This is a genomic window from Shewanella sp. MF08487 (assembly GCF_050848685.1).
Taxonomy (GTDB): domain Bacteria; phylum Pseudomonadota; class Gammaproteobacteria; order Enterobacterales; family Shewanellaceae; genus Shewanella; species Shewanella glacialipiscicola.
In genome coordinates, this window is record NZ_JBOZPB010000041.1 from 1 (window position 1) to 15,648 (window position 15,648).

The 15,648-nt window shown below is 45.7% G+C and carries 29 protein-coding genes and 1 pseudogene; 1 reads left to right on the top strand and 29 read right to left on the bottom strand.

From position 1 onward, the window contains the following. Positions 1–665: 665 nt before the first annotated feature. Positions 666–1,559, top strand: a pseudogene (locus ACRN9H_RS18975) (IS1595 family transposase). Positions 1,560–1,613: 54 nt separating this feature from the next. On the opposite strand, the gene rplQ reads toward ACRN9H_RS18975, so the two are convergent. The 29 genes from rplQ to ACRN9H_RS19120 form a co-directional block, all read right to left on the bottom strand. Then, positions 1,614–2,006, bottom strand: coding sequence for a 50S ribosomal protein L17 (gene rplQ, locus ACRN9H_RS18980; protein WP_076502238.1), 393 nt, complete (start codon positions 2,004–2,006; stop codon positions 1,614–1,616). 40 nt (positions 2,007–2,046) lie between these two features. After that, positions 2,047–3,036 carry a DNA-directed RNA polymerase subunit alpha gene (locus ACRN9H_RS18985; protein WP_076502240.1) on the bottom strand — a complete coding sequence of 330 codons (990 nt, stop codon included), beginning with the start codon at positions 3,034–3,036 and terminating at the stop codon, positions 2,047–2,049. Positions 3,037–3,060: 24 nt separating this feature from the next. Beyond that, positions 3,061–3,681, bottom strand: a complete 621-nt coding sequence (gene rpsD / locus ACRN9H_RS18990; RefSeq protein WP_432315771.1) for a 30S ribosomal protein S4 — start codon at positions 3,679–3,681, stop codon at positions 3,061–3,063. Positions 3,682–3,713: 32 nt separating this feature from the next. After that, positions 3,714–4,106, bottom strand: coding sequence for a 30S ribosomal protein S11 (rpsK, locus tag ACRN9H_RS18995; RefSeq protein WP_006083577.1), 393 nt, complete (start codon positions 4,104–4,106; stop codon positions 3,714–3,716). Positions 4,107–4,121: 15 nt separating this feature from the next. Further along, positions 4,122–4,478, bottom strand: coding sequence for a 30S ribosomal protein S13 (gene rpsM / locus ACRN9H_RS19000; protein WP_006083578.1), 357 nt, complete (start codon positions 4,476–4,478; stop codon positions 4,122–4,124). Positions 4,479–4,595: 117 nt separating this feature from the next. After that, positions 4,596–4,709 carry a 50S ribosomal protein L36 gene (rpmJ, locus tag ACRN9H_RS19005; RefSeq protein WP_006083579.1) on the bottom strand — a complete coding sequence of 38 codons (114 nt, stop codon included), beginning with the start codon at positions 4,707–4,709 and terminating at the stop codon, positions 4,596–4,598. Positions 4,710–4,730: 21 nt separating this feature from the next. Then, complete coding sequence (secY, locus tag ACRN9H_RS19010; protein ID WP_432315773.1) at positions 4,731–6,071, bottom strand: preprotein translocase subunit SecY; 1,341 nt, start codon at positions 6,069–6,071, stop codon at positions 4,731–4,733. Positions 6,072–6,078: 7 nt separating this feature from the next. After that, the gene (rplO, locus tag ACRN9H_RS19015) at positions 6,079–6,513 is read right to left on the bottom strand and encodes a 50S ribosomal protein L15 (protein ID WP_076502245.1); all 435 of its coding nucleotides are present in this window, start codon (positions 6,511–6,513) and stop codon (positions 6,079–6,081) included. Positions 6,514–6,516: 3 nt separating this feature from the next. Then, positions 6,517–6,699, bottom strand: a complete 183-nt coding sequence (gene rpmD, locus ACRN9H_RS19020) for a 50S ribosomal protein L30 (protein ID WP_006083582.1) — start codon at positions 6,697–6,699, stop codon at positions 6,517–6,519. A 6-nt stretch (positions 6,700–6,705) separates the two neighbouring features. Continuing rightward, a complete protein-coding gene (gene rpsE / locus ACRN9H_RS19025) occupies positions 6,706–7,209 on the bottom strand; it encodes a 30S ribosomal protein S5 (protein ID WP_076502247.1) in 504 nt (167 codons plus the stop codon). Positions 7,210–7,220: 11 nt separating this feature from the next. Next, entirely contained in the window at positions 7,221–7,571 is a 351-nt protein-coding gene (gene rplR, locus ACRN9H_RS19030) for a 50S ribosomal protein L18 (RefSeq protein ID WP_006083584.1), read from the bottom strand. A 10-nt stretch (positions 7,572–7,581) separates the two neighbouring features. After that, positions 7,582–8,115 carry a 50S ribosomal protein L6 gene (gene rplF / locus ACRN9H_RS19035; protein ID WP_432315775.1) on the bottom strand — a complete coding sequence of 178 codons (534 nt, stop codon included), beginning with the start codon at positions 8,113–8,115 and terminating at the stop codon, positions 7,582–7,584. A gap of 10 nt (positions 8,116–8,125) precedes the next feature. Then, positions 8,126–8,518: a 30S ribosomal protein S8 gene (gene rpsH / locus ACRN9H_RS19040; protein ID WP_076502251.1), complete on the bottom strand. Its 393-nt coding sequence runs from the start codon at positions 8,516–8,518 to the stop codon at positions 8,126–8,128. Positions 8,519–8,542: 24 nt separating this feature from the next. Continuing rightward, complete coding sequence (gene rpsN, locus ACRN9H_RS19045) at positions 8,543–8,848, bottom strand: 30S ribosomal protein S14 (protein ID WP_006083587.1); 306 nt, start codon at positions 8,846–8,848, stop codon at positions 8,543–8,545. Between the two features lie 10 nt (positions 8,849–8,858). Next, positions 8,859–9,398 (bottom strand): 50S ribosomal protein L5, encoded by a 540-nt coding sequence (rplE, locus tag ACRN9H_RS19050; RefSeq protein WP_220772922.1) that lies wholly within the window; start codon positions 9,396–9,398, stop codon positions 8,859–8,861. 12 nt (positions 9,399–9,410) lie between these two features. After that, on the bottom strand, positions 9,411–9,725 hold the full coding sequence (gene rplX / locus ACRN9H_RS19055) for a 50S ribosomal protein L24 (RefSeq protein WP_220772923.1): 315 nt from the start codon (positions 9,723–9,725) through the stop codon (positions 9,411–9,413). An 11-nt stretch (positions 9,726–9,736) separates the two neighbouring features. Beyond that, the gene (gene rplN / locus ACRN9H_RS19060) at positions 9,737–10,105 is read right to left on the bottom strand and encodes a 50S ribosomal protein L14 (RefSeq protein WP_076502259.1); all 369 of its coding nucleotides are present in this window, start codon (positions 10,103–10,105) and stop codon (positions 9,737–9,739) included. Between the two features lie 181 nt (positions 10,106–10,286). Further along, positions 10,287–10,535: a 30S ribosomal protein S17 gene (gene rpsQ / locus ACRN9H_RS19065; protein ID WP_006083591.1), complete on the bottom strand. Its 249-nt coding sequence runs from the start codon at positions 10,533–10,535 to the stop codon at positions 10,287–10,289. Continuing rightward, positions 10,535–10,726 carry a 50S ribosomal protein L29 gene (gene rpmC, locus ACRN9H_RS19070; RefSeq protein ID WP_006083592.1) on the bottom strand — a complete coding sequence of 64 codons (192 nt, stop codon included), beginning with the start codon at positions 10,724–10,726 and terminating at the stop codon, positions 10,535–10,537. The genes rpsQ and rpmC overlap by 1 nt, the downstream gene beginning before the upstream one ends. Continuing rightward, positions 10,726–11,136: a 50S ribosomal protein L16 gene (gene rplP / locus ACRN9H_RS19075; protein WP_076502261.1), complete on the bottom strand. Its 411-nt coding sequence runs from the start codon at positions 11,134–11,136 to the stop codon at positions 10,726–10,728. The genes rpmC and rplP overlap by 1 nt, the downstream gene beginning before the upstream one ends. An 11-nt stretch (positions 11,137–11,147) precedes the next feature. Further along, positions 11,148–11,840, bottom strand: a complete 693-nt coding sequence (gene rpsC / locus ACRN9H_RS19080) for a 30S ribosomal protein S3 (RefSeq protein WP_011787574.1) — start codon at positions 11,838–11,840, stop codon at positions 11,148–11,150. Between the two features lie 9 nt (positions 11,841–11,849). Continuing rightward, a complete protein-coding gene (gene rplV / locus ACRN9H_RS19085) occupies positions 11,850–12,182 on the bottom strand; it encodes a 50S ribosomal protein L22 (RefSeq protein ID WP_006083595.1) in 333 nt (110 codons plus the stop codon). A 15-nt stretch (positions 12,183–12,197) separates the two neighbouring features. Further along, a complete protein-coding gene (gene rpsS, locus ACRN9H_RS19090; protein WP_006083596.1) occupies positions 12,198–12,476 on the bottom strand; it encodes a 30S ribosomal protein S19 in 279 nt (92 codons plus the stop codon). Between the two features lie 14 nt (positions 12,477–12,490). Further along, positions 12,491–13,315, bottom strand: a complete 825-nt coding sequence (gene rplB / locus ACRN9H_RS19095; protein WP_432315777.1) for a 50S ribosomal protein L2 — start codon at positions 13,313–13,315, stop codon at positions 12,491–12,493. A gap of 16 nt (positions 13,316–13,331) precedes the next feature. After that, complete coding sequence (gene rplW, locus ACRN9H_RS19100) at positions 13,332–13,634, bottom strand: 50S ribosomal protein L23 (RefSeq protein ID WP_220772933.1); 303 nt, start codon at positions 13,632–13,634, stop codon at positions 13,332–13,334. Then, positions 13,634–14,239 carry a 50S ribosomal protein L4 gene (gene rplD / locus ACRN9H_RS19105; RefSeq protein WP_076502265.1) on the bottom strand — a complete coding sequence of 202 codons (606 nt, stop codon included), beginning with the start codon at positions 14,237–14,239 and terminating at the stop codon, positions 13,634–13,636. Before rplD ends, rplW begins: the two co-directional genes overlap by 1 nt. Before the next feature lie 17 nt (positions 14,240–14,256). Next, entirely contained in the window at positions 14,257–14,895 is a 639-nt protein-coding gene (rplC, locus tag ACRN9H_RS19110; protein WP_006083600.1) for a 50S ribosomal protein L3, read from the bottom strand. Positions 14,896–14,925: 30 nt separating this feature from the next. Further along, positions 14,926–15,237: a 30S ribosomal protein S10 gene (gene rpsJ, locus ACRN9H_RS19115; protein WP_006083601.1), complete on the bottom strand. Its 312-nt coding sequence runs from the start codon at positions 15,235–15,237 to the stop codon at positions 14,926–14,928. A gap of 337 nt (positions 15,238–15,574) precedes the next feature. Then, positions 15,575–15,648 (bottom strand): hypothetical protein (locus ACRN9H_RS19120; RefSeq protein WP_432315770.1); only part of this gene is annotated, 74 nt, incomplete at its 5' end.

Below are 15,648 nucleotides of genomic sequence, written 5' to 3' on the forward strand. Positions count from 1 at the left end.
GGCTAAGCAGTTTCGATTAACTCAACACCTGTGAGTGTCCACACAGATTTCTTGTTTTATATTGTTAAAGAGCAACTCAATCTCATTAGAGAACTTGAGTACCACACTGAGCATCGAATGCTTCCAGATGGCTAGGGCTGCGTATTCTACGCATTTCCCATTGTGCGTCAAGGAGTTTTTACAACTTCTTGCTGCTGTTGATTTAAGTGCTATTCTCAACAGAGAGTAACATGCTCAATTCAACCTAACTCGCCAGCTAGCTTTCGCTGTCTGCCGTGTCAGTGGATGCGCATTATAGGCAGCAGGAGATTTTGTGCAAGGGCTTTTTTCGCGAAATTAGCCATTAATTACCGATATCTACACTAGCCACACCCTACCCACCGCTTACCCCCAGACTTATCCACAATCCTATTCAAAATCCACTTTTTCTAAACCGAGATTAAATAAAAAACGACACCATAACGACACCATAACGACACCATAACGACACCATTTAGTGTACAAATTTTAAATCACACATTCAAAAACGATAACAAGGGAGTAAGTCTAAATGGCTTAATCAACATTACTAAGGGAGCAAAGCTATAATTATAACATGCCTCTGCACCTGAATCAGTTTTGGCCCATTCTTATAGTCTAAATCAAACTTAGCAGTGAGATTTACTATGAAAATGCCTGAAGCGAGCTTTTTCGAGTGGCAAGGTCAATTCAATTCTGAAACTGATTGCTTAAATCACATTAAGAAAATGAGATGGCCTAATGGTTTTATGTGCCCTAGAGCCCTAGATGCAGCGGTGAGCATGCCTATGAGCTTACCACTCGCCAGTGATATGAATGTAGTCAATGTCATAAACAAACATCGGTAATGGCAGTCGTGTCCCTTTAACCAAATGGTTTTGAACTATCTACTTTTTAGGCTCGGATAAAGGCAGTATTTCAGCATTGAGATTGAGCAAGCTCATAGAAGTTAATTGGCGAACCGCACGCTTGATATTAAGTAAGCTGAGAACGGCGATGGGCCATAGGGATAGCCTATATAGGCTGTCTGGCGTCATTGAAATTGATGATGCCTTGGTGGGTGGCAAAAGGAAGGGCAAACGTGGACGGGGTGCAGCAGGCAAAACTTCCGTTTTAGTTGCCGTTGAAAGCAAAGGAAAAAGGCGGGTTTTATTGCTATGCTGGCCGTCAATAGTGTTTGCCATGATAACGTTGAACAGTTTGTTGCTAAACATTTAACGATACCGCAGAAAGTGCATGCAGACGGTTTACCCGCATTGAATATTATAGATAAGACTCAACAACATGAAGCAAGGGTCACGCCCAGTGAGCTTGTTGATGAATGGCTGCCTTGGGTTCATATTGCTATTGGTAATTTGAAGGCATTTTTGCTGGGGACATTTCACTGTGTCACAGGTAAGTTTCTTCAAGAATACCTTAATAAGTTCTGTTATCGGTTCAATCGCAGGGAGATGGAGCGAGATATACCTAACAGGCTGTTGAATTTAGCAATAATTAATGCGCCAGAACATTCTTACCGAGTTAAGTACATAAGCATGTAAAAAAGACATAAAAAAGCCGGGCTATGCCCGGCTTTTTAGAAGTGTAACCTTAACTTACTCAGCTTCAACATCAACAGCTTGAGCAGCTTCTGGGCGACCAACTAGCTCGATGTAAGCCATAGGGGCTTTATCACCAGCACGTAAACCGCACTTAAGGATACGGGTATAGCCACCAGGACGTTCCTGGTAACGTGGACCCAACTCAGTAAATAACTTACCGACGACTTCAGCGTCGCGAGTACGTGCAAACGCTAAACGACGGTTTGCAACGCTGTCACTCTTAGCAAGTGTTATCAGAGGCTCAACTACGCGACGCAGTTCTTTCGCTTTGGCCACAGTTGTCTTGATGATCTCATGACGAACTAGTGAACCGGCCATGTTGCGAAACATGGCTTGGCGATGACTGCTGTTACGGTTTAGTTGACGACCACTCTTACGATGGCGCATGACCTAATCCTTATAACCTAAATCTGTACAAACCTGAGACTTATAGGTCATCTGCTAAACTAGCTGGAGGCCAGTTTTCCAGACGCATACCTAACGACAGTCCGCGAGAAGCTAAAACGTCCTTAATTTCAGTAAGAGATTTCTTACCTAAGTTAGGGGTCTTCAGCAACTCAACTTCAGTACGCTGTACCAGATCTCCGATGTAATGAATCGCTTCGGCTTTCAAGCAGTTAGCCGAACGTACAGTTAGCTCTAAATCGTCGACAGGACGCAGCAGAATCGGATCGAACTCCGGTTTCTCTTCTTTCAACTCTGGCTCAGACACGTCACGTAGTTCAACAAATGCATCTAGCTGTTCAGCCAGAATAGTTGCAGAACGACGGATAGCTTCCTCAGGATCGATAGTACCGTTTGTGGTCATATCGATAACGAGTTTATCTAAGTCAGTACGCTGTTCTACACGTGCTGCTTCTACATTGTAGGCAATACGTGCAACTGGCGAGAAAGAAGCGTCAACCAACAAACGGCCGATTGGGCGATCATCGTCTTCGGTCTGTGCACGAGCAGATGCTGGTACATAGCCACGACCACGCTCAACGCGAATACGCATGCTGATATCATTATTACCTGTCAGATGACAGATAATATGATCAGGATTCACGATAGTGACATCACCATCATGCGTGATATCTGCTGCGATGACAGGGCCTGCGCCGGACTTGCTCAACGTAAGCATAGCCTCGTCTTTACCCTCGATAGTCACTGCTAACCCTTTCAGATTTAACAGTATTTCAAGGATATCTTCTTGAACGCCTTCCTTACTGCTGTATTCGTGCAGTACACCGTCAATCTCGACTTCGGTAACCGCGCAGCCGGGCATAGACGACAATAGGATGCGACGCAACGCGTTACCTAAAGTGTGGCCGAAACCACGCTCAAGTGGTTCCAATGTAACCTTGGCACGTGTTGAGTTAACCTGCTCGATATCAACGAGACGCGGTTTAAGAAATTCTGTAACAGAACCCTGCATTGTGTCCTCTCTTGTTTGTTAGCTTTACTTAGAGTAAAGCTCGACGATCAGCTGTTCGTTAATTTCCGCAGACAAATCGCTACGTTCTGGAACGCGCTTGAAAGCACCTTCCATTTTCGCATTGTCGACTTCAACCCATGTAGGCTTCTCGCGTTGAGCTGCCACTTCTAAAGCCGCTTTAATACGAGCTTGAGTACGTGACTTCTCGCGGATGCTTACAACATCATTCGCAGACACTTTGAATGATGGAATGTTAACAACACGACCGTTAACCATAATTGATTTATGGCTTACTAGCTGACGTGATTCTGCACGAGTTGCACCGAAGCCCATACGATAAACGACGTTATCAAGACGGATTTCTAAAAGCTGAAGCAGGTTTTCGCCTGTATTGCCTTTAGTACGTGCAGCATCTTTGTAGTAGTTACGGAATTGTTTTTCTAACACGCCATAAATACGACGAACTTTTTGTTTTTCGCGTAACTGAGTGCCGTACTCTGATAAACGTGGCTTACGAGCGCCATGTTGTCCAGGTGCAGTTTCCAGTTTACACTTCGAATCGATTGCTCTCACACCGCTTTTTAAGAAAAGGTCTGTACCTTCTCGGCGGCTGAGCTTGAGCTTGGGACCCAAGTATCTTGCCATGATCTTTCTCCAACTATCCTAATGAAACGACGTTATACACGACGCTTTTTAGGAGGACGACAACCATTATGAGGGATCGGCGTCACATCGGTAATGTTAGTTATTTTATAACCAACAGCGTTCAGCGCACGAATGGCTGACTCACGACCTGGACCTGGACCCTTCACAAACACTTCAAGGTTTTTTAAACCGTAGTCTTGAGCAGCAGCACCTGCACGCTCAGCAGCTACCTGTGCAGCAAATGGAGTAGATTTACGTGAACCACGGAAACCTGAACCACCTGAAGTAGCCCATGACAACGCATTACCTTGACGATCTGTAATGGTGACAATAGTGTTGTTGAAAGATGCATGGATATGAGCCATGCCATCTGCAACCTGTTTACGTACGCGCTTACGCGGAGAACGTGACGGAACTTTAGCCATTGCTTTACCTTCCCGTTACTTTCTAATGGGTTTACGTGGACCTTTACGCGTACGCGCATTGGTCTTAGTACGTTGCCCACGGAGAGGCAGGCTACGACGATGGCGGAGACCACGATAACAACCAAGATCCATAAGACGCTTGATGTTCATTGAAATCTCACGACGCAAGTCACCTTCTACAATGTATTTGGCGACTTCTTCGCGTAGTATATCTATTTGAGCTTCGCTCAATTCCTTGATCTTAGCAGTTTCAGCTATTGCTGTAGCCGCGCAGATTGCTCTAGCGCGAGTACGGCCGATGCCGAAAATTGCAGTCAATGCGATGACTGTATGCTTTTGATCAGGAATGTTAATGCCAGCGATACGGGCCACTATGCACTCCTTAAAGTTAAAGGCCAACTGCGAAAAGCCCGAAAGGATACTCGACAGTCAACAGATTTGCAAACAAAATTTTGTTCAGCCCAATTCATGGGCTGAACAAATTACTTTTTAGCCTTGACGCTGTTTGTGTTTTGGTTCAACACATATAACGCGTACAACACCACTACGCTTGACGATCTTGCAATTACGGCAGATCTTCTTCACGGAAGCTCGAACTTTCATTTCATCACTCCGTAAAGCTACTTAGCGACCAAAGCGATCTAAATTCGCTTTGTTTACTAGGTTAGCTTTCTTCATCACAGACTCATATTGATGAGACATCATATGCGTCTGAACCTGAGCCATGAAGTCCATGATCACGACTACCATAATTAGTAGTGAAGTACCGCCAAAATAGAACTGTACTTTCCAAGCGATTAACATGAACTCCGGAATTAAGCAGATAAAGGTTATGTATAACGCGCCTGCTAATGTCAAACGGGTCATAACTTTATCAATGTAACGCGAAGTCTGTTCTCCAGGACGGATCCCAGGGATGAATGCACCACTCTTCTTCAAGTTATCTGCTGTTTCACGCGGGTTAAATACCAACGCTGTATAGAAGAAACAGAAAAAGATAATCGCTGTTGCATATAATAATGAGTAAAGCGGTTGTCCTGGTGACACAGCCAGTGAAAAATCACTTAACCATGACATAGACTCATTTTGACCGAACCACTGAGCCAGTGTTCCAGGAAACAAAATGATGCTTGACGCAAAAATTGGCGGAATAACACCTGCCATGTTTATTTTAAGCGGTAGGTGGGTACTTTGCGCAGCGAATACCTTACGGCCTTGCTGACGCTTAGCGTAGTTAACGACGATTCGACGCTGACCACGTTCCACAAACACTACAAAATAAGTCACTGCAAACACAATTACCGCGAGCAACAACAATACTAACACATTCAAGTCACCTTGACGCGCCTGCTCAGCCGTTTGGCCGATAGCGGAAGGTAATCCAGCAACAATACCTGCGAAAATCAATATCGAGATACCATTACCTATACCACGTTCGGTAATCTGCTCACCTAGCCACATAAGGAACATAGTTCCAGTAACTAAACTCACAACCGCAACAAAGTAAAATCCAAATCCAATGTTGACCACAAGGCCTGGCACTAAGTTTGGTAACCCGGTTGCAATACCGATCGACTGGAATGTACCCAGCACTAAGGTACCCCATCTTGTATATTGACTGATTTTCTTACGTCCTGATTCGCCTTCTTTTTTCAATTCAGCGAGTGCAGGATGCACAACAGTCAACAGTTGCATAATAATCGATGCCGAAATATACGGCATAATTCCTAATGCAAAGATAGAGGCACGCTCAAGAGCACCACCCGAGAACATATTAAACATGCCAAGGATGGTACCGCTTTGCTGAGCAAACAGCTCTGCTAATACAGCTGCGTCAATACCAGGAATTGGCACAAACGAACCGGCCCTAAAGACGATAATCGCACCAATCACGAACAGGAGGCGAGCTTTCAATTCAGAAAATCCACCTTTCGCGCTTTTTGAATCAAGTCCTGGTTTTGCCATCGACGTATTATTCCTCGATCTTACCGCCGGCAGCTTCAATAGCTGCACGTGCACCTTTGGTTACCTTCAGACCTTTAACAGTCACAGGGCGCTCAATGGTACCTGAAAGAACAATTTTCGCAAACTGGATGTTGCGAGTAATAACGTTCGCATCTTTCAGAGCGTTTAAGTCGATAACATCACCGTTAACTTTTGCTAGTTCGAGTACACGAACTTCAGCTGTTACCATAGCGCGACGCGAGGTAAAACCAAATTTAGGTAAACGGATCTTCAGTGGCATTTGACCACCTTCAAATCCTGGGCGTACACCGCCACCAGAACGAGACTTTTGGCCTTTATGACCACGACCCGCTGTTTTACCTAGACCTGAGCCTATACCACGGCCTACACGCTTTGGCGCATGCTTAGAGCCTGCAGCTGGAGATAGAGTATTTAAACGCATCTATTAATCCTCCACTTTAACCATGTAGTAGACCTTGTTGATCATGCCGCGAACTGAAGGAGTATCTTCCAGTTCAACAGTGTGACCAATGCGACGCAGACCTAGACCCGTAAGGGTAGCACGGTGTTTCGGTAAACGACCGATACCGCTTTTAGTCTGAGTAACTTTTACAGTTTTAGTTGCCATGGTGCATTACCCCCGAATTTCGTCAACATTCAGGCCACGCTTAGCTGCGATTTGCGCAGGTGACTTCATGTGCACCAGTGCATCTACAGTCGCGCGAACGATGTTGATCGGGTTAGTAGAACCGTATGCTTTTGACAGGACGTTATGTACGCCTGCTACTTCCAATACGGCACGCATTGCGCCACCGGCAATAATACCAGTACCTTGTGATGCAGGTTGCATGTACACAAGAGAACCAGTATGACGACCTTTAACTGGGTGATGCAGAGTACCTGCATTCAACTCAACGGTCACAATGTTACGACGAGCTTTTTCCATAGCTTTTTGAATCGCTGCTGGAACTTCACGTGCCTTACCATAGCCGTAGCCAATCTTACCGTTACCGTCACCCACTACTGTCAGTGCTGTGAAGCTAAAGATACGACCGCCTTTAACTACTTTAGAAACACGATTAACTGCAATCAATTTCTCTTGCAGATCGTCTTTTTGCTGAGCTTCTAATTTAGCCATTTTATAACCCCTTAGAACTTCAGGCCAGCTTCACGAGCTGCATCTGCTAAAGCAGCTACACGACCGTGATACTTGAAACCAGAACGATCGAACGCAACTGAAGTCACGCCTTTTTCGATCGCGCGCTCAGCAACAAATTTACCTACTGCTTTCGCTGCGTCTACGTTACCGGTACTCTTCAGTAGCTCTTTAACCGCTTTTTCAACGGTTGAAGCAGCTGCCAACACCTGAGCTTCAGGATTAATCACCTGAGCATAAATGTGACGCGGTGTACGATGTACAACCAGACGATTCACGCCCAGCTCTTGGATCTTCTTACGAGCGCGGGTAGCGCGACGTAAGCGAGATGTTTTCTTATCCATATCGCGTTACCTACTTCTTCTTAGCCTCTTTACGGCGTACTACTTCGTCGTCATAGCGAACACCTTTGCCTTTGTACGGCTCTGGTGGACGATATCCGCGAATCTCAGCAGCGACTTGGCCAATTAACTGTTTATCAACGCCACGAAGGACGATGTCAGTTTGGCTAGGGCACTCTGCAGTTACGCCTGCGGGCAGTTTGTGTACTAACGGATGAGAGAAACCTAAAGTAAGGTCAATATCAGTACCGACGAGTTTCGCACGGTAACCAACGCCAACTAACTTTAATTTACGCTCAAAACCTTGAGATACACCAACAACCATGTTGTTTACTAATGCACGAGTTGTTCCGGCCTGTGCCCAAGCGTTAACAACGCCTTCAACAGGGAGGAACTTAACTACGCCAGCTTCAATAACAACATTGACCGCATTGTTGATCACTCGAGTCAGACTACCTTTTCCGCCTTTGACGGTAAGTGTCTGTTCGTTCAAGGTCACCTCTACGCCAGCTGGAATAGATACTGGTGCTTTTGCTACACGAGACATTCCTAGCTCCTTAAGCTACGTAGCAGATAACCTCGCCACCCATGCCTGCAAGGCGGGCGGCACGATCAGTCATCAAGCCTTTAGAAGTGGACACAATTGCGACACCCAGACCGCCCATCACCTTTGGAAGTTCGTTTTTACCTTTGTAAATACGAAGACCAGGGCGACTTACACGCTGGATAGTCTCAACGACTGGTTGGCCTTGGAAATACTTTAAAGTAACTTCCAGTTCAGGCTTGGCTTGATCTGCTACGGCGTAATCAGCGATATAACCTTCATCTTTAAGTAGTTTCGCAATTGCGACTTTTAACTTAGCAGAAGGCATCGTCACCGATACGTGGTTAGCAGCTTGGCCGTTACGAATACGGGTTAACATATCCGCAATAGGATCTTGCATGCTCATATTAGCTTACTCCGTGACAAGTGCTTACCAGCTGGCCTTACGCAGGCCAGGAACTTCACCACGCATGGTTGCTTCACGTAATTTGATACGGCTTAAGCCGAATTTACGTAAGAAGCCATGAGGGCGACCAGTTTGATTACAACGATTGCGTTGACGCGCAGCGCTGGAATCACGTGGTAGAGCTTGCAGCTTAAGTACTGCATCCCAACGGTCTTCGTCAGAAGAAGCTGGACTTGCAATGATAGTCTTAAGAGCCGCACGCTTTTCAGCGTACTTGGCCACGAGCTGTGCACGTTTAGCTTCACGTGCTTTCATTGATGTTTTTGCCATTACGCTACCCTTATTTCTTGAATGGGAAGTTAAAAGCGTCTAACAAAGCACGACCTTCTTCATCATTCTTCGCAGTAGTAGTGATAACAATATCCATACCACGAATCTTATCGATTTTATCGTAATCGATTTCTGGGAAGATGATCTGCTCACGCACGCCCATTGCGTAGTTACCACGGCCGTCAAACGCTTTAGCGCTTAAGCCACGGAAGTCACGAATACGTGGGATTGCGATATCGACTAAACGCTCTAAGAATTCCCACATACGCTCACCGCGTAGGGTCACTTTACAGCCAATAGGGTAGCCTTCACGGATTTTAAAACCAGCAACTGACTTACGAGCAACAGTCACTACTGGCTTTTGACCAGCAATTGCAGTCATATCACGGACAGCATGGTCCATAACTTTTTTGTCTGCAACAGCTTCGCCAACACCCATGTTTAGGGTGATTTTATCAATCCGAGGGACTTGCATGACACTGGTATAACCAAACTTTTTAGCAAGTTCAGCGACAACAGTCTCTTTGTATTTATCATGCAGTTTCGCCATCGTTTACTCCAATTACTTAACGAGTTCACTGTTCGATTTGAAGAAACGCACTTTTTTGCCGTCTTCAAAGCGGAAACCAACGCGATCAGCTTTGCCAGTGGCAGAGTTGAAAATCGCTACATTTGATGCTTGTATCGGTGCTTCTTTCTCAACAATACCGCCAGCTACGCCCAATTGTGGGTTTGGCTTTTGGTGTTTTTTGACAAGATTGATGCCTTCAACAATTAATTTACCAGTAGGAAGGACTTGAGAAACTTTTGCACGTTTACCCTTGTCTTTGCCTGCTAATACAATTATTTCGTCTTCACGACGTATTTTTGCTGCCATTTTGAAGCTCCTTACAGTACTTCTGGTGCCAGCGAGACAATTTTCATAAATTGCTCATTGCGCAATTCACGTGTCACTGGTCCAAAGATACGAGTACCAATCGGCTGCAGGTTGCCGTTAAGCAATACCGCTGCATTCCGATCGAAGCGAATGACAGAACCGTCTGGACGACGTACGCCTTTCTTAGTACGGACTACCACCGCGTTATACACATCGCCTTTCTTCGCTTTAGCGCGAGGAATCGCTTCTTTAACAGAAACTTTGATGATGTCGCCGATACCGGCATAACGACGATGAGAGCCACCCAAGACCTTAATACACTGAACTCTGCGTGCGCCGCTGTTACAAGCAACGTCAAGAGTCGATTGCATTTGGATCATTTTAAGTGCTCCGCTATCGTTACTACACAATTCCCACTATTGGGACTATAAAAACACTCATTTTTGCTATTAATTTAGTCAAAAATGGCGCGCAAATATAACACCATAAAAGTGGAATGTATAGTATTAAAAAACAAACGGCTCCACATTCTGGAGCCGTTTACCTAAATACCTAATTAACTTAGGCCTTTGATACTACTTCAACCAGGGTCCAAGACTTGGTCTTAGACAAAGGACGACATTCGCGAATCGCTACTAAATCGCCTTCATTGCACTGATTAGTTTCGTCATGTGCATGGATCTTCGTCGTACGCTTAATGTATTTCCCATAAATTGGGTGTTTCACTTGGCGTTCGATAGCAACAGTAATGGACTTGTCCATTTTGTTACTAGTTACACGACCCTGCAAAGTACGGATTTTATCAGACATTACGCACCCGCCTTAGAAGTAATAATGGTCTTAACGCGCGCAATATTACGGCGCACTAATTTCAGTTGATTAGTCTGAGTCAACTGACCAGTGGCGTGTTGCATACGCAGGTTGAACTGCTCACGCAGCAGACCAAGTAGTTCAGCGTTCAGTTCTTCAACGCTCTTTTCTCTCAGTTCGCTCGCTTTCATTACATCACCGTCTTAGTTACGAAGGTAGTCTTGATTGGAAGCTTGGCAGCAGCCAAAGCAAACGCTTCACGAGCGATTACTTCAGAAACACCATTCATCTCATACAGTACCTTACCAGGTTGAACCTGACATACCCAGTATTCAACGTTACCTTTACCTTTACCCATACGCACTTCAAGAGGCTTAGAGGTAATTGGCTTGTCCGGGAAAACTCGAATCCAAATTTGTCCCTGACGCTTAATATGACGTGTCATGGCACGACGTGCAGATTCGATCTGACGTGCAGTTAAACGGCCACGGCCGACTGCTTTCAGACCAAAAGTACCAAAGCTAACTTCGGTACCGTTCGCTAGACCGCGGTTACGGCCTTTGAACATCTTGCGAAACTTCATACGTTTAGGTTGCAGCATTGCCGGCTCTCCTATTTACCACGAGGCTTGCGCTTAGGTTGCTGCTGCTTCGGCTCTTCAATCTGTGGCAGCATTCCGTCCAGAACTTCACCTTTGAAGATCCAAACTTTAACGCCGATCACACCGTATTGGGTGTGACTTTCAGATGTTGAATAGTCGATATCAGCACGCAAAGTATGTAAAGGTACGCGACCTTCACGATACCACTCATCACGCGCAATCTCAGCTCCGCCTAAACGGCCACTAACTTGTACTTTGATACCTTGAGCACCAATACGCATTGCGTTTTGAACTGCGCGCTTCATAGCACGACGGAACATTACGCGACGCTCTAATTGCTGTGCAATCGAGTCAGCAACTAACTTGGCATCTAGCTCAGGTTTACGGATCTCAGCGATGTTAATTTGAGCAGGAGTGCCAGCAAGTTTTGAAACTGCAGCACGCAATACTTCAACGTCTTCACCTTTCTTACCAATCACAACGCCTGGACGGGCAGTGTGAATGGTAACGCGGATGCTTTTCGCTGGACGCTCGATAACAATCTTAGATACTGAAGCAGCTTGTAATTTCTCTACAAGAAACTTACGCACTTCCCAGTCGCTGTTCAGATTATTTGCGTAATCTGATTTATCTGCGTACCAGGTAGAGATCCAAGGCTTAGTGATACCCAAACGGATACCATTAGGATGTACTTTCTGTCCCATTGCTCTCTCCTAGCGATCTGATACAACCACAGTAATGTGGCTGGTACGCTTCATGATACGATCAGCGCGGCCTTTGGCACGTGGCATGATACGCTTCATAGTTGGGCCTTCATCTACGAAGACGGCTCCTACTTTAAGCTCATCAATATCCGCACCTTCGTTGTGTTCGGCGTTTGCGATAGCTGAGTCAAGTACTTTTTTAACCAGTACGGCGGCTTTCTTGGGGCTGAAAGTCAAAATCTCGAGTGCCTTAGCAACAGGCAATCCACGAATTTGATCAGCAACCAGACGGGCCTTCTGCGCAGACGTACGGGCAAAACGATGTTTAGCTAAAACTTCCATCTTATTCCTCCCGTATTAACGCTTCTTCGCTTTCTTATCAGCGGCATGGCCACGATAAGTGCGAGTTGGTGAAAATTCACCAAGTTTGTGGCCAATCATTTCGTCAGTTACGAACACAGGAACGTGCTGACGACCATTATGGACAGCGATGGTCAAACCAATCATATTTGGAATGATCATAGAGCGACGTGACCAAGTCTTAATAGGCTTTTTGTCACCGGCTTCCATCGCTTTCTCTACCTTCTTCAGCAAGTGCAGGTCAATGAAGGGACCTTTCTTGAGAGAACGTGGCATGGCGAATCCTCTTACTATTTATTACGACGACGTACGATGTACTTGTCAGTGCGCTTGTTACTACGAGTTTTATAACCCTTAGTTGGCACACCCCATGGAGTCACTGGGTGACGACCACCAGAAGTACGGCCTTCACCACCACCGTGTGGATGGTCTACTGGGTTCATTGCAACACCACGCACTGTAGGACGTATGCCTCTCCAGCGGTTAGCACCTGCTTTACCTAACTGGCGTAGCATGTGTTCGGCATTACCAACTTCACCAAATGTCGCACGGCAATCAACTGGCACTTTACGCATTTCGCCAGAGCGAAGACGTAGAGTGGCATATGCGCCATCACGAGCAACAACTTGTGCATAAGCACCTGCTGAACGAGCGATCTGAGCACCTTTACCAGGCTTCATTTCAACTGCGTGTACAACAGAACCTACAGGCACGTTGCGCAGTGGCATTGCGTTACCGGTTTTAATTTCGGCAGCAACACCAGACTGGATCTTATCGCCAGCTTGCATGCCTTTGGCAGCAAGAATATAACGACGTTCACCATCCGCATACAATACTAACGCGATGTTAGCTGTGCGGTTTGGATCATATTCCAGACGCTCAATCTTTGCAGGAATACCATCTTTATCGCGTTTGAAGTCGATTAGACGATAATGCTGCTTATGACCACCACCTACGTGACGGACCGTGATACGACCAGTATTGTTACGGCCACCACTTTTAGATTTTTTCGCCAACAGGCCAGCAAAGGGTTTACCCTTATGCAGGTCAGTGTTCACCACTTTAACTACGTGGCGACGACCTGGAGAGGTTGGCTTACACTTAATAACTGCCATGATAATTCTCCTTTGCTTACTCAGCGCCGCCGACGAAATCGATGTCAGCACCAGCAGCTAGAGTAACATAGGCTTTTTTCCAATCGCTACGACGACCAGTACGGCCACCCGTGCGCTTAGTTTTGCCTTTGCTTACTAAAGTGCGAACTGAATCAACTTCAACTTCAAATAGCATAGCAACAGCAGCTTTAATTTCAGCTTTAGTTGCATCGATAGCTACGCGGAAAACAACAGTGTTGTGCTTCTCAGCGTTCACAGTGCTCTTTTCAGAGATATGTGGAGCGAGAATGACTTTTAGCAAACGTTCTTCGCGGATCATCATGCTAGCATCTCCTCGATTTGCTTCACTGCGTCAGCAGTCACAAGCACAGTGTTGAACGCAATAAGACTAACTGGGTCAAGACCCGCTACGTCACGAACGTCAACTTTGTACAGGTTACGAGCTGCTAAGAATAAGTTCTCATCAACTTCTGCAGTCACAATTAGAACGTCTTCTAGGTTCATTGCTTTTAATTTGGCTTTCAGCTCTTTAGTTTTAGGAGCTTCAACACCGAATGATTCAACAACAACTAGACGCTCTTGACGTACCAATTCAGACAGAATGCTTCTCAGCGCTCCGCGGTACATCTTTTTGTTAACTTTTTGGCTATGATCTTGAGTTTTAGCAGCGAATGTTACGCCACCGCCACGCCAGATTGGGCCTTTAACAGAACCAGCACGAGCACGGCCAGTTCCTTTTTGACGCCAAGGCTTTTTGCCTGAGCCAGTTACTTCCGCACGAGTCTTTTGAGCACGAGTGCCCTGACGCGCGTTTGCAGCGTACGCTACAACTACCTGATGAACCAGTGCCTCGTTAAAGTCACGGCCGAAGGTAGTTTCGGAAACTTCAAGAGCGCTTTGCGCGTCTTTCAATACCAATTCCATTACTATCTCCTCAGACCTTAAGCTTTAACGGCCGGCTTGATAATCAAGTCGCCATTGGTAGCGCCAGGAACAGCGCCACGGACTAGTAGCAGGTTACGCTCAACATCTACACGAACAACAACTAGATTTTGAGTTGTAACACGCTCAGCACCCATATGGCCTGACATTTTTTTGCCTTTGAATACGCGACCCGGCGTTTGGTTCTGACCGATAGAACCATTCGAGCGGTGCGACAAAGAGTTACCGTGAGTCATATCTTGAGTACGGAAGTTCCAACGCTTAACACCGCCTTGGAAGCCTTTACCTTTTGATTGACCAGTAACGTCTACTTTCGCTACATCAGCGAAAATATCAACATTTAGCTCAGCACCAACTTCAATGCCCTCGCCTTCACCGTCTACCAAACGCATTTCCCACAAACCACGACCGGCTTCAACGCCGCTCTTAGCAAAGTGACCTGCTTCTGGTTTAGTGATGCGATTAGCTTTTTTGGTGCCAGTTGTAACTTGAAGTGCACGGTAGCCGTCAGTTTCTAAAGTTTTCACTTGAGTAACACGGTTGCCTGCAACTTCAATTACAGTAACTGGTATTGAAACACCATCTTCGGTGAAGATGCGAGTCATACCAACTTTACGACCAATAAGACCGATAGCCATCTCTCAAACCTCTTCTTACTAGGATCTCAATTAACCCAAGCTAATCTGTACGTCGACACCAGCCGCAAGATCTAAACGCATTAACGCGTCTACAGTCTTTTCAGTTGGCTCTACGATGTCAACCAGGCGCTTGTGTGTACGTAATTCGTACTGGTCACGAGCATCTTTATTAACGTGCGGAGAGATCAAAATGGTATAACGTTCTTTACGCGTAGGTAGTGGAATTGGACCACGTACTTGAGCGCCTGTACGTTTAGCAGTTTCAACGATTTCCGCTGTAGACTGATCAATTAAACGATGATCAAATCCCTTTAAGCGGATACGGATTCTTTGGTTCTGCATTGACCAGAGCTCCTAAAATGGACATATAAAAAATCACCCTCTAGCTTCTTCCAAATGGAAAAGCAGAGCGAGATGATTTAACCGTTCGACTCCCAATCGGAGCCGCTGTGATAATGATTAACTTAATGGACTAATCATTTAATTCGTCAACCTAAGTCGACGAGGGGGTCATTATACCTATGTAAATCTGGATATCAAGCCCGCTGTGTAAATAGTCATCAAATAACTATTTAACTTCAGAGTGAGGCGCATTCTACACATTTTTACTTAAAGCGCCAGCCCTGAAATAAAAAAGGAAGCCTTAGCTTCCTTTTTTGTGTGTTGCTAATCTTTGCTATTAAGCAAAAATTTTCGCTACTACACCAGCACCTACTGTACGGCCACCTTCACGAATAGCGAAGCGTAAACCTT

What these genes read in the sequence shown, in the direction of transcription:
- rplQ (WP_076502238.1), bottom strand. Translation starts at nt 2,006, where the DNA reads ATGCGCCATCGTAAGAGTGGTCGTCAACTAAACCGTAACAGCAGTCAT.
- ACRN9H_RS18985 (WP_076502240.1), bottom strand. Translation starts at nt 3,036, where the DNA reads ATGCAGGGTTCTGTTACAGAATTTCTTAAACCGCGTCTCGTTGATATC.
- rpsD (WP_432315771.1), bottom strand. Translation starts at nt 3,681, where the DNA reads ATGGCAAGATACTTGGGTCCCAAGCTCAAGCTCAGCCGCCGAGAAGGT.
- rpsK (WP_006083577.1), bottom strand. Translation starts at nt 4,106, where the DNA reads ATGGCTAAAGTTCCGTCACGTTCTCCGCGTAAGCGCGTACGTAAACAG.
- rpmJ (WP_006083579.1), bottom strand. Translation starts at nt 4,709, where the DNA reads ATGAAAGTTCGAGCTTCCGTGAAGAAGATCTGCCGTAATTGCAAGATC.
- secY (WP_432315773.1), bottom strand. Translation starts at nt 6,071, where the DNA reads ATGGCAAAACCAGGACTTGATTCAAAAAGCGCGAAAGGTGGATTTTCT.
- rplO (WP_076502245.1), bottom strand. Translation starts at nt 6,513, where the DNA reads ATGCGTTTAAATACTCTATCTCCAGCTGCAGGCTCTAAGCATGCGCCA.
- rpmD (WP_006083582.1), bottom strand. Translation starts at nt 6,699, where the DNA reads ATGGCAACTAAAACTGTAAAAGTTACTCAGACTAAAAGCGGTATCGGT.
- rpsE (WP_076502247.1), bottom strand. Translation starts at nt 7,209, where the DNA reads ATGGCTAAATTAGAAGCTCAGCAAAAAGACGATCTGCAAGAGAAATTG.
- rplR (WP_006083584.1), bottom strand. Translation starts at nt 7,571, where the DNA reads ATGGATAAGAAAACATCTCGCTTACGTCGCGCTACCCGCGCTCGTAAG.
- rplF (WP_432315775.1), bottom strand. Translation starts at nt 8,115, where the DNA reads ATGTCTCGTGTAGCAAAAGCACCAGTATCTATTCCAGCTGGCGTAGAG.
- rpsH (WP_076502251.1), bottom strand. Translation starts at nt 8,518, where the DNA reads ATGAGCATGCAAGATCCTATTGCGGATATGTTAACCCGTATTCGTAAC.
- rpsN (WP_006083587.1), bottom strand. Translation starts at nt 8,848, where the DNA reads ATGGCAAAAACATCAATGAAAGCACGTGAAGCTAAACGTGCACAGCTC.
- rplE (WP_220772922.1), bottom strand. Translation starts at nt 9,398, where the DNA reads ATGGCGAAACTGCATGATAAATACAAAGAGACTGTTGTCGCTGAACTT.
- rplX (WP_220772923.1), bottom strand. Translation starts at nt 9,725, where the DNA reads ATGGCAGCAAAAATACGTCGTGAAGACGAAATAATTGTATTAGCAGGC.
- rplN (WP_076502259.1), bottom strand. Translation starts at nt 10,105, where the DNA reads ATGATCCAAATGCAATCGACTCTTGACGTTGCTTGTAACAGCGGCGCA.
- rpsQ (WP_006083591.1), bottom strand. Translation starts at nt 10,535, where the DNA reads ATGTCTGATAAAATCCGTACTTTGCAGGGTCGTGTAACTAGTAACAAA.
- rpmC (WP_006083592.1), bottom strand. Translation starts at nt 10,726, where the DNA reads ATGAAAGCGAGCGAACTGAGAGAAAAGAGCGTTGAAGAACTGAACGCT.
- rplP (WP_076502261.1), bottom strand. Translation starts at nt 11,136, where the DNA reads ATGCTGCAACCTAAACGTATGAAGTTTCGCAAGATGTTCAAAGGCCGT.
- rpsC (WP_011787574.1), bottom strand. Translation starts at nt 11,840, where the DNA reads ATGGGACAGAAAGTACATCCTAATGGTATCCGTTTGGGTATCACTAAG.
- rplV (WP_006083595.1), bottom strand. Translation starts at nt 12,182, where the DNA reads ATGGAAGTTTTAGCTAAACATCGTTTTGCCCGTACGTCTGCGCAGAAG.
- rpsS (WP_006083596.1), bottom strand. Translation starts at nt 12,476, where the DNA reads ATGCCACGTTCTCTCAAGAAAGGTCCCTTCATTGACCTGCACTTGCTG.
- rplB (WP_432315777.1), bottom strand. Translation starts at nt 13,315, where the DNA reads ATGGCAGTTATTAAGTGTAAGCCAACCTCTCCAGGTCGTCGCCACGTA.
- rplW (WP_220772933.1), bottom strand. Translation starts at nt 13,634, where the DNA reads ATGATCCGCGAAGAACGTTTGCTAAAAGTCATTCTCGCTCCACATATC.
- rplD (WP_076502265.1), bottom strand. Translation starts at nt 14,239, where the DNA reads ATGGAATTGGTATTGAAAGACGCGCAAAGCGCTCTTGAAGTTTCCGAA.
- rplC (WP_006083600.1), bottom strand. Translation starts at nt 14,895, where the DNA reads ATGGCTATCGGTCTTATTGGTCGTAAAGTTGGTATGACTCGCATCTTC.
- rpsJ (WP_006083601.1), bottom strand. Translation starts at nt 15,237, where the DNA reads ATGCAGAACCAAAGAATCCGTATCCGCTTAAAGGGATTTGATCATCGT.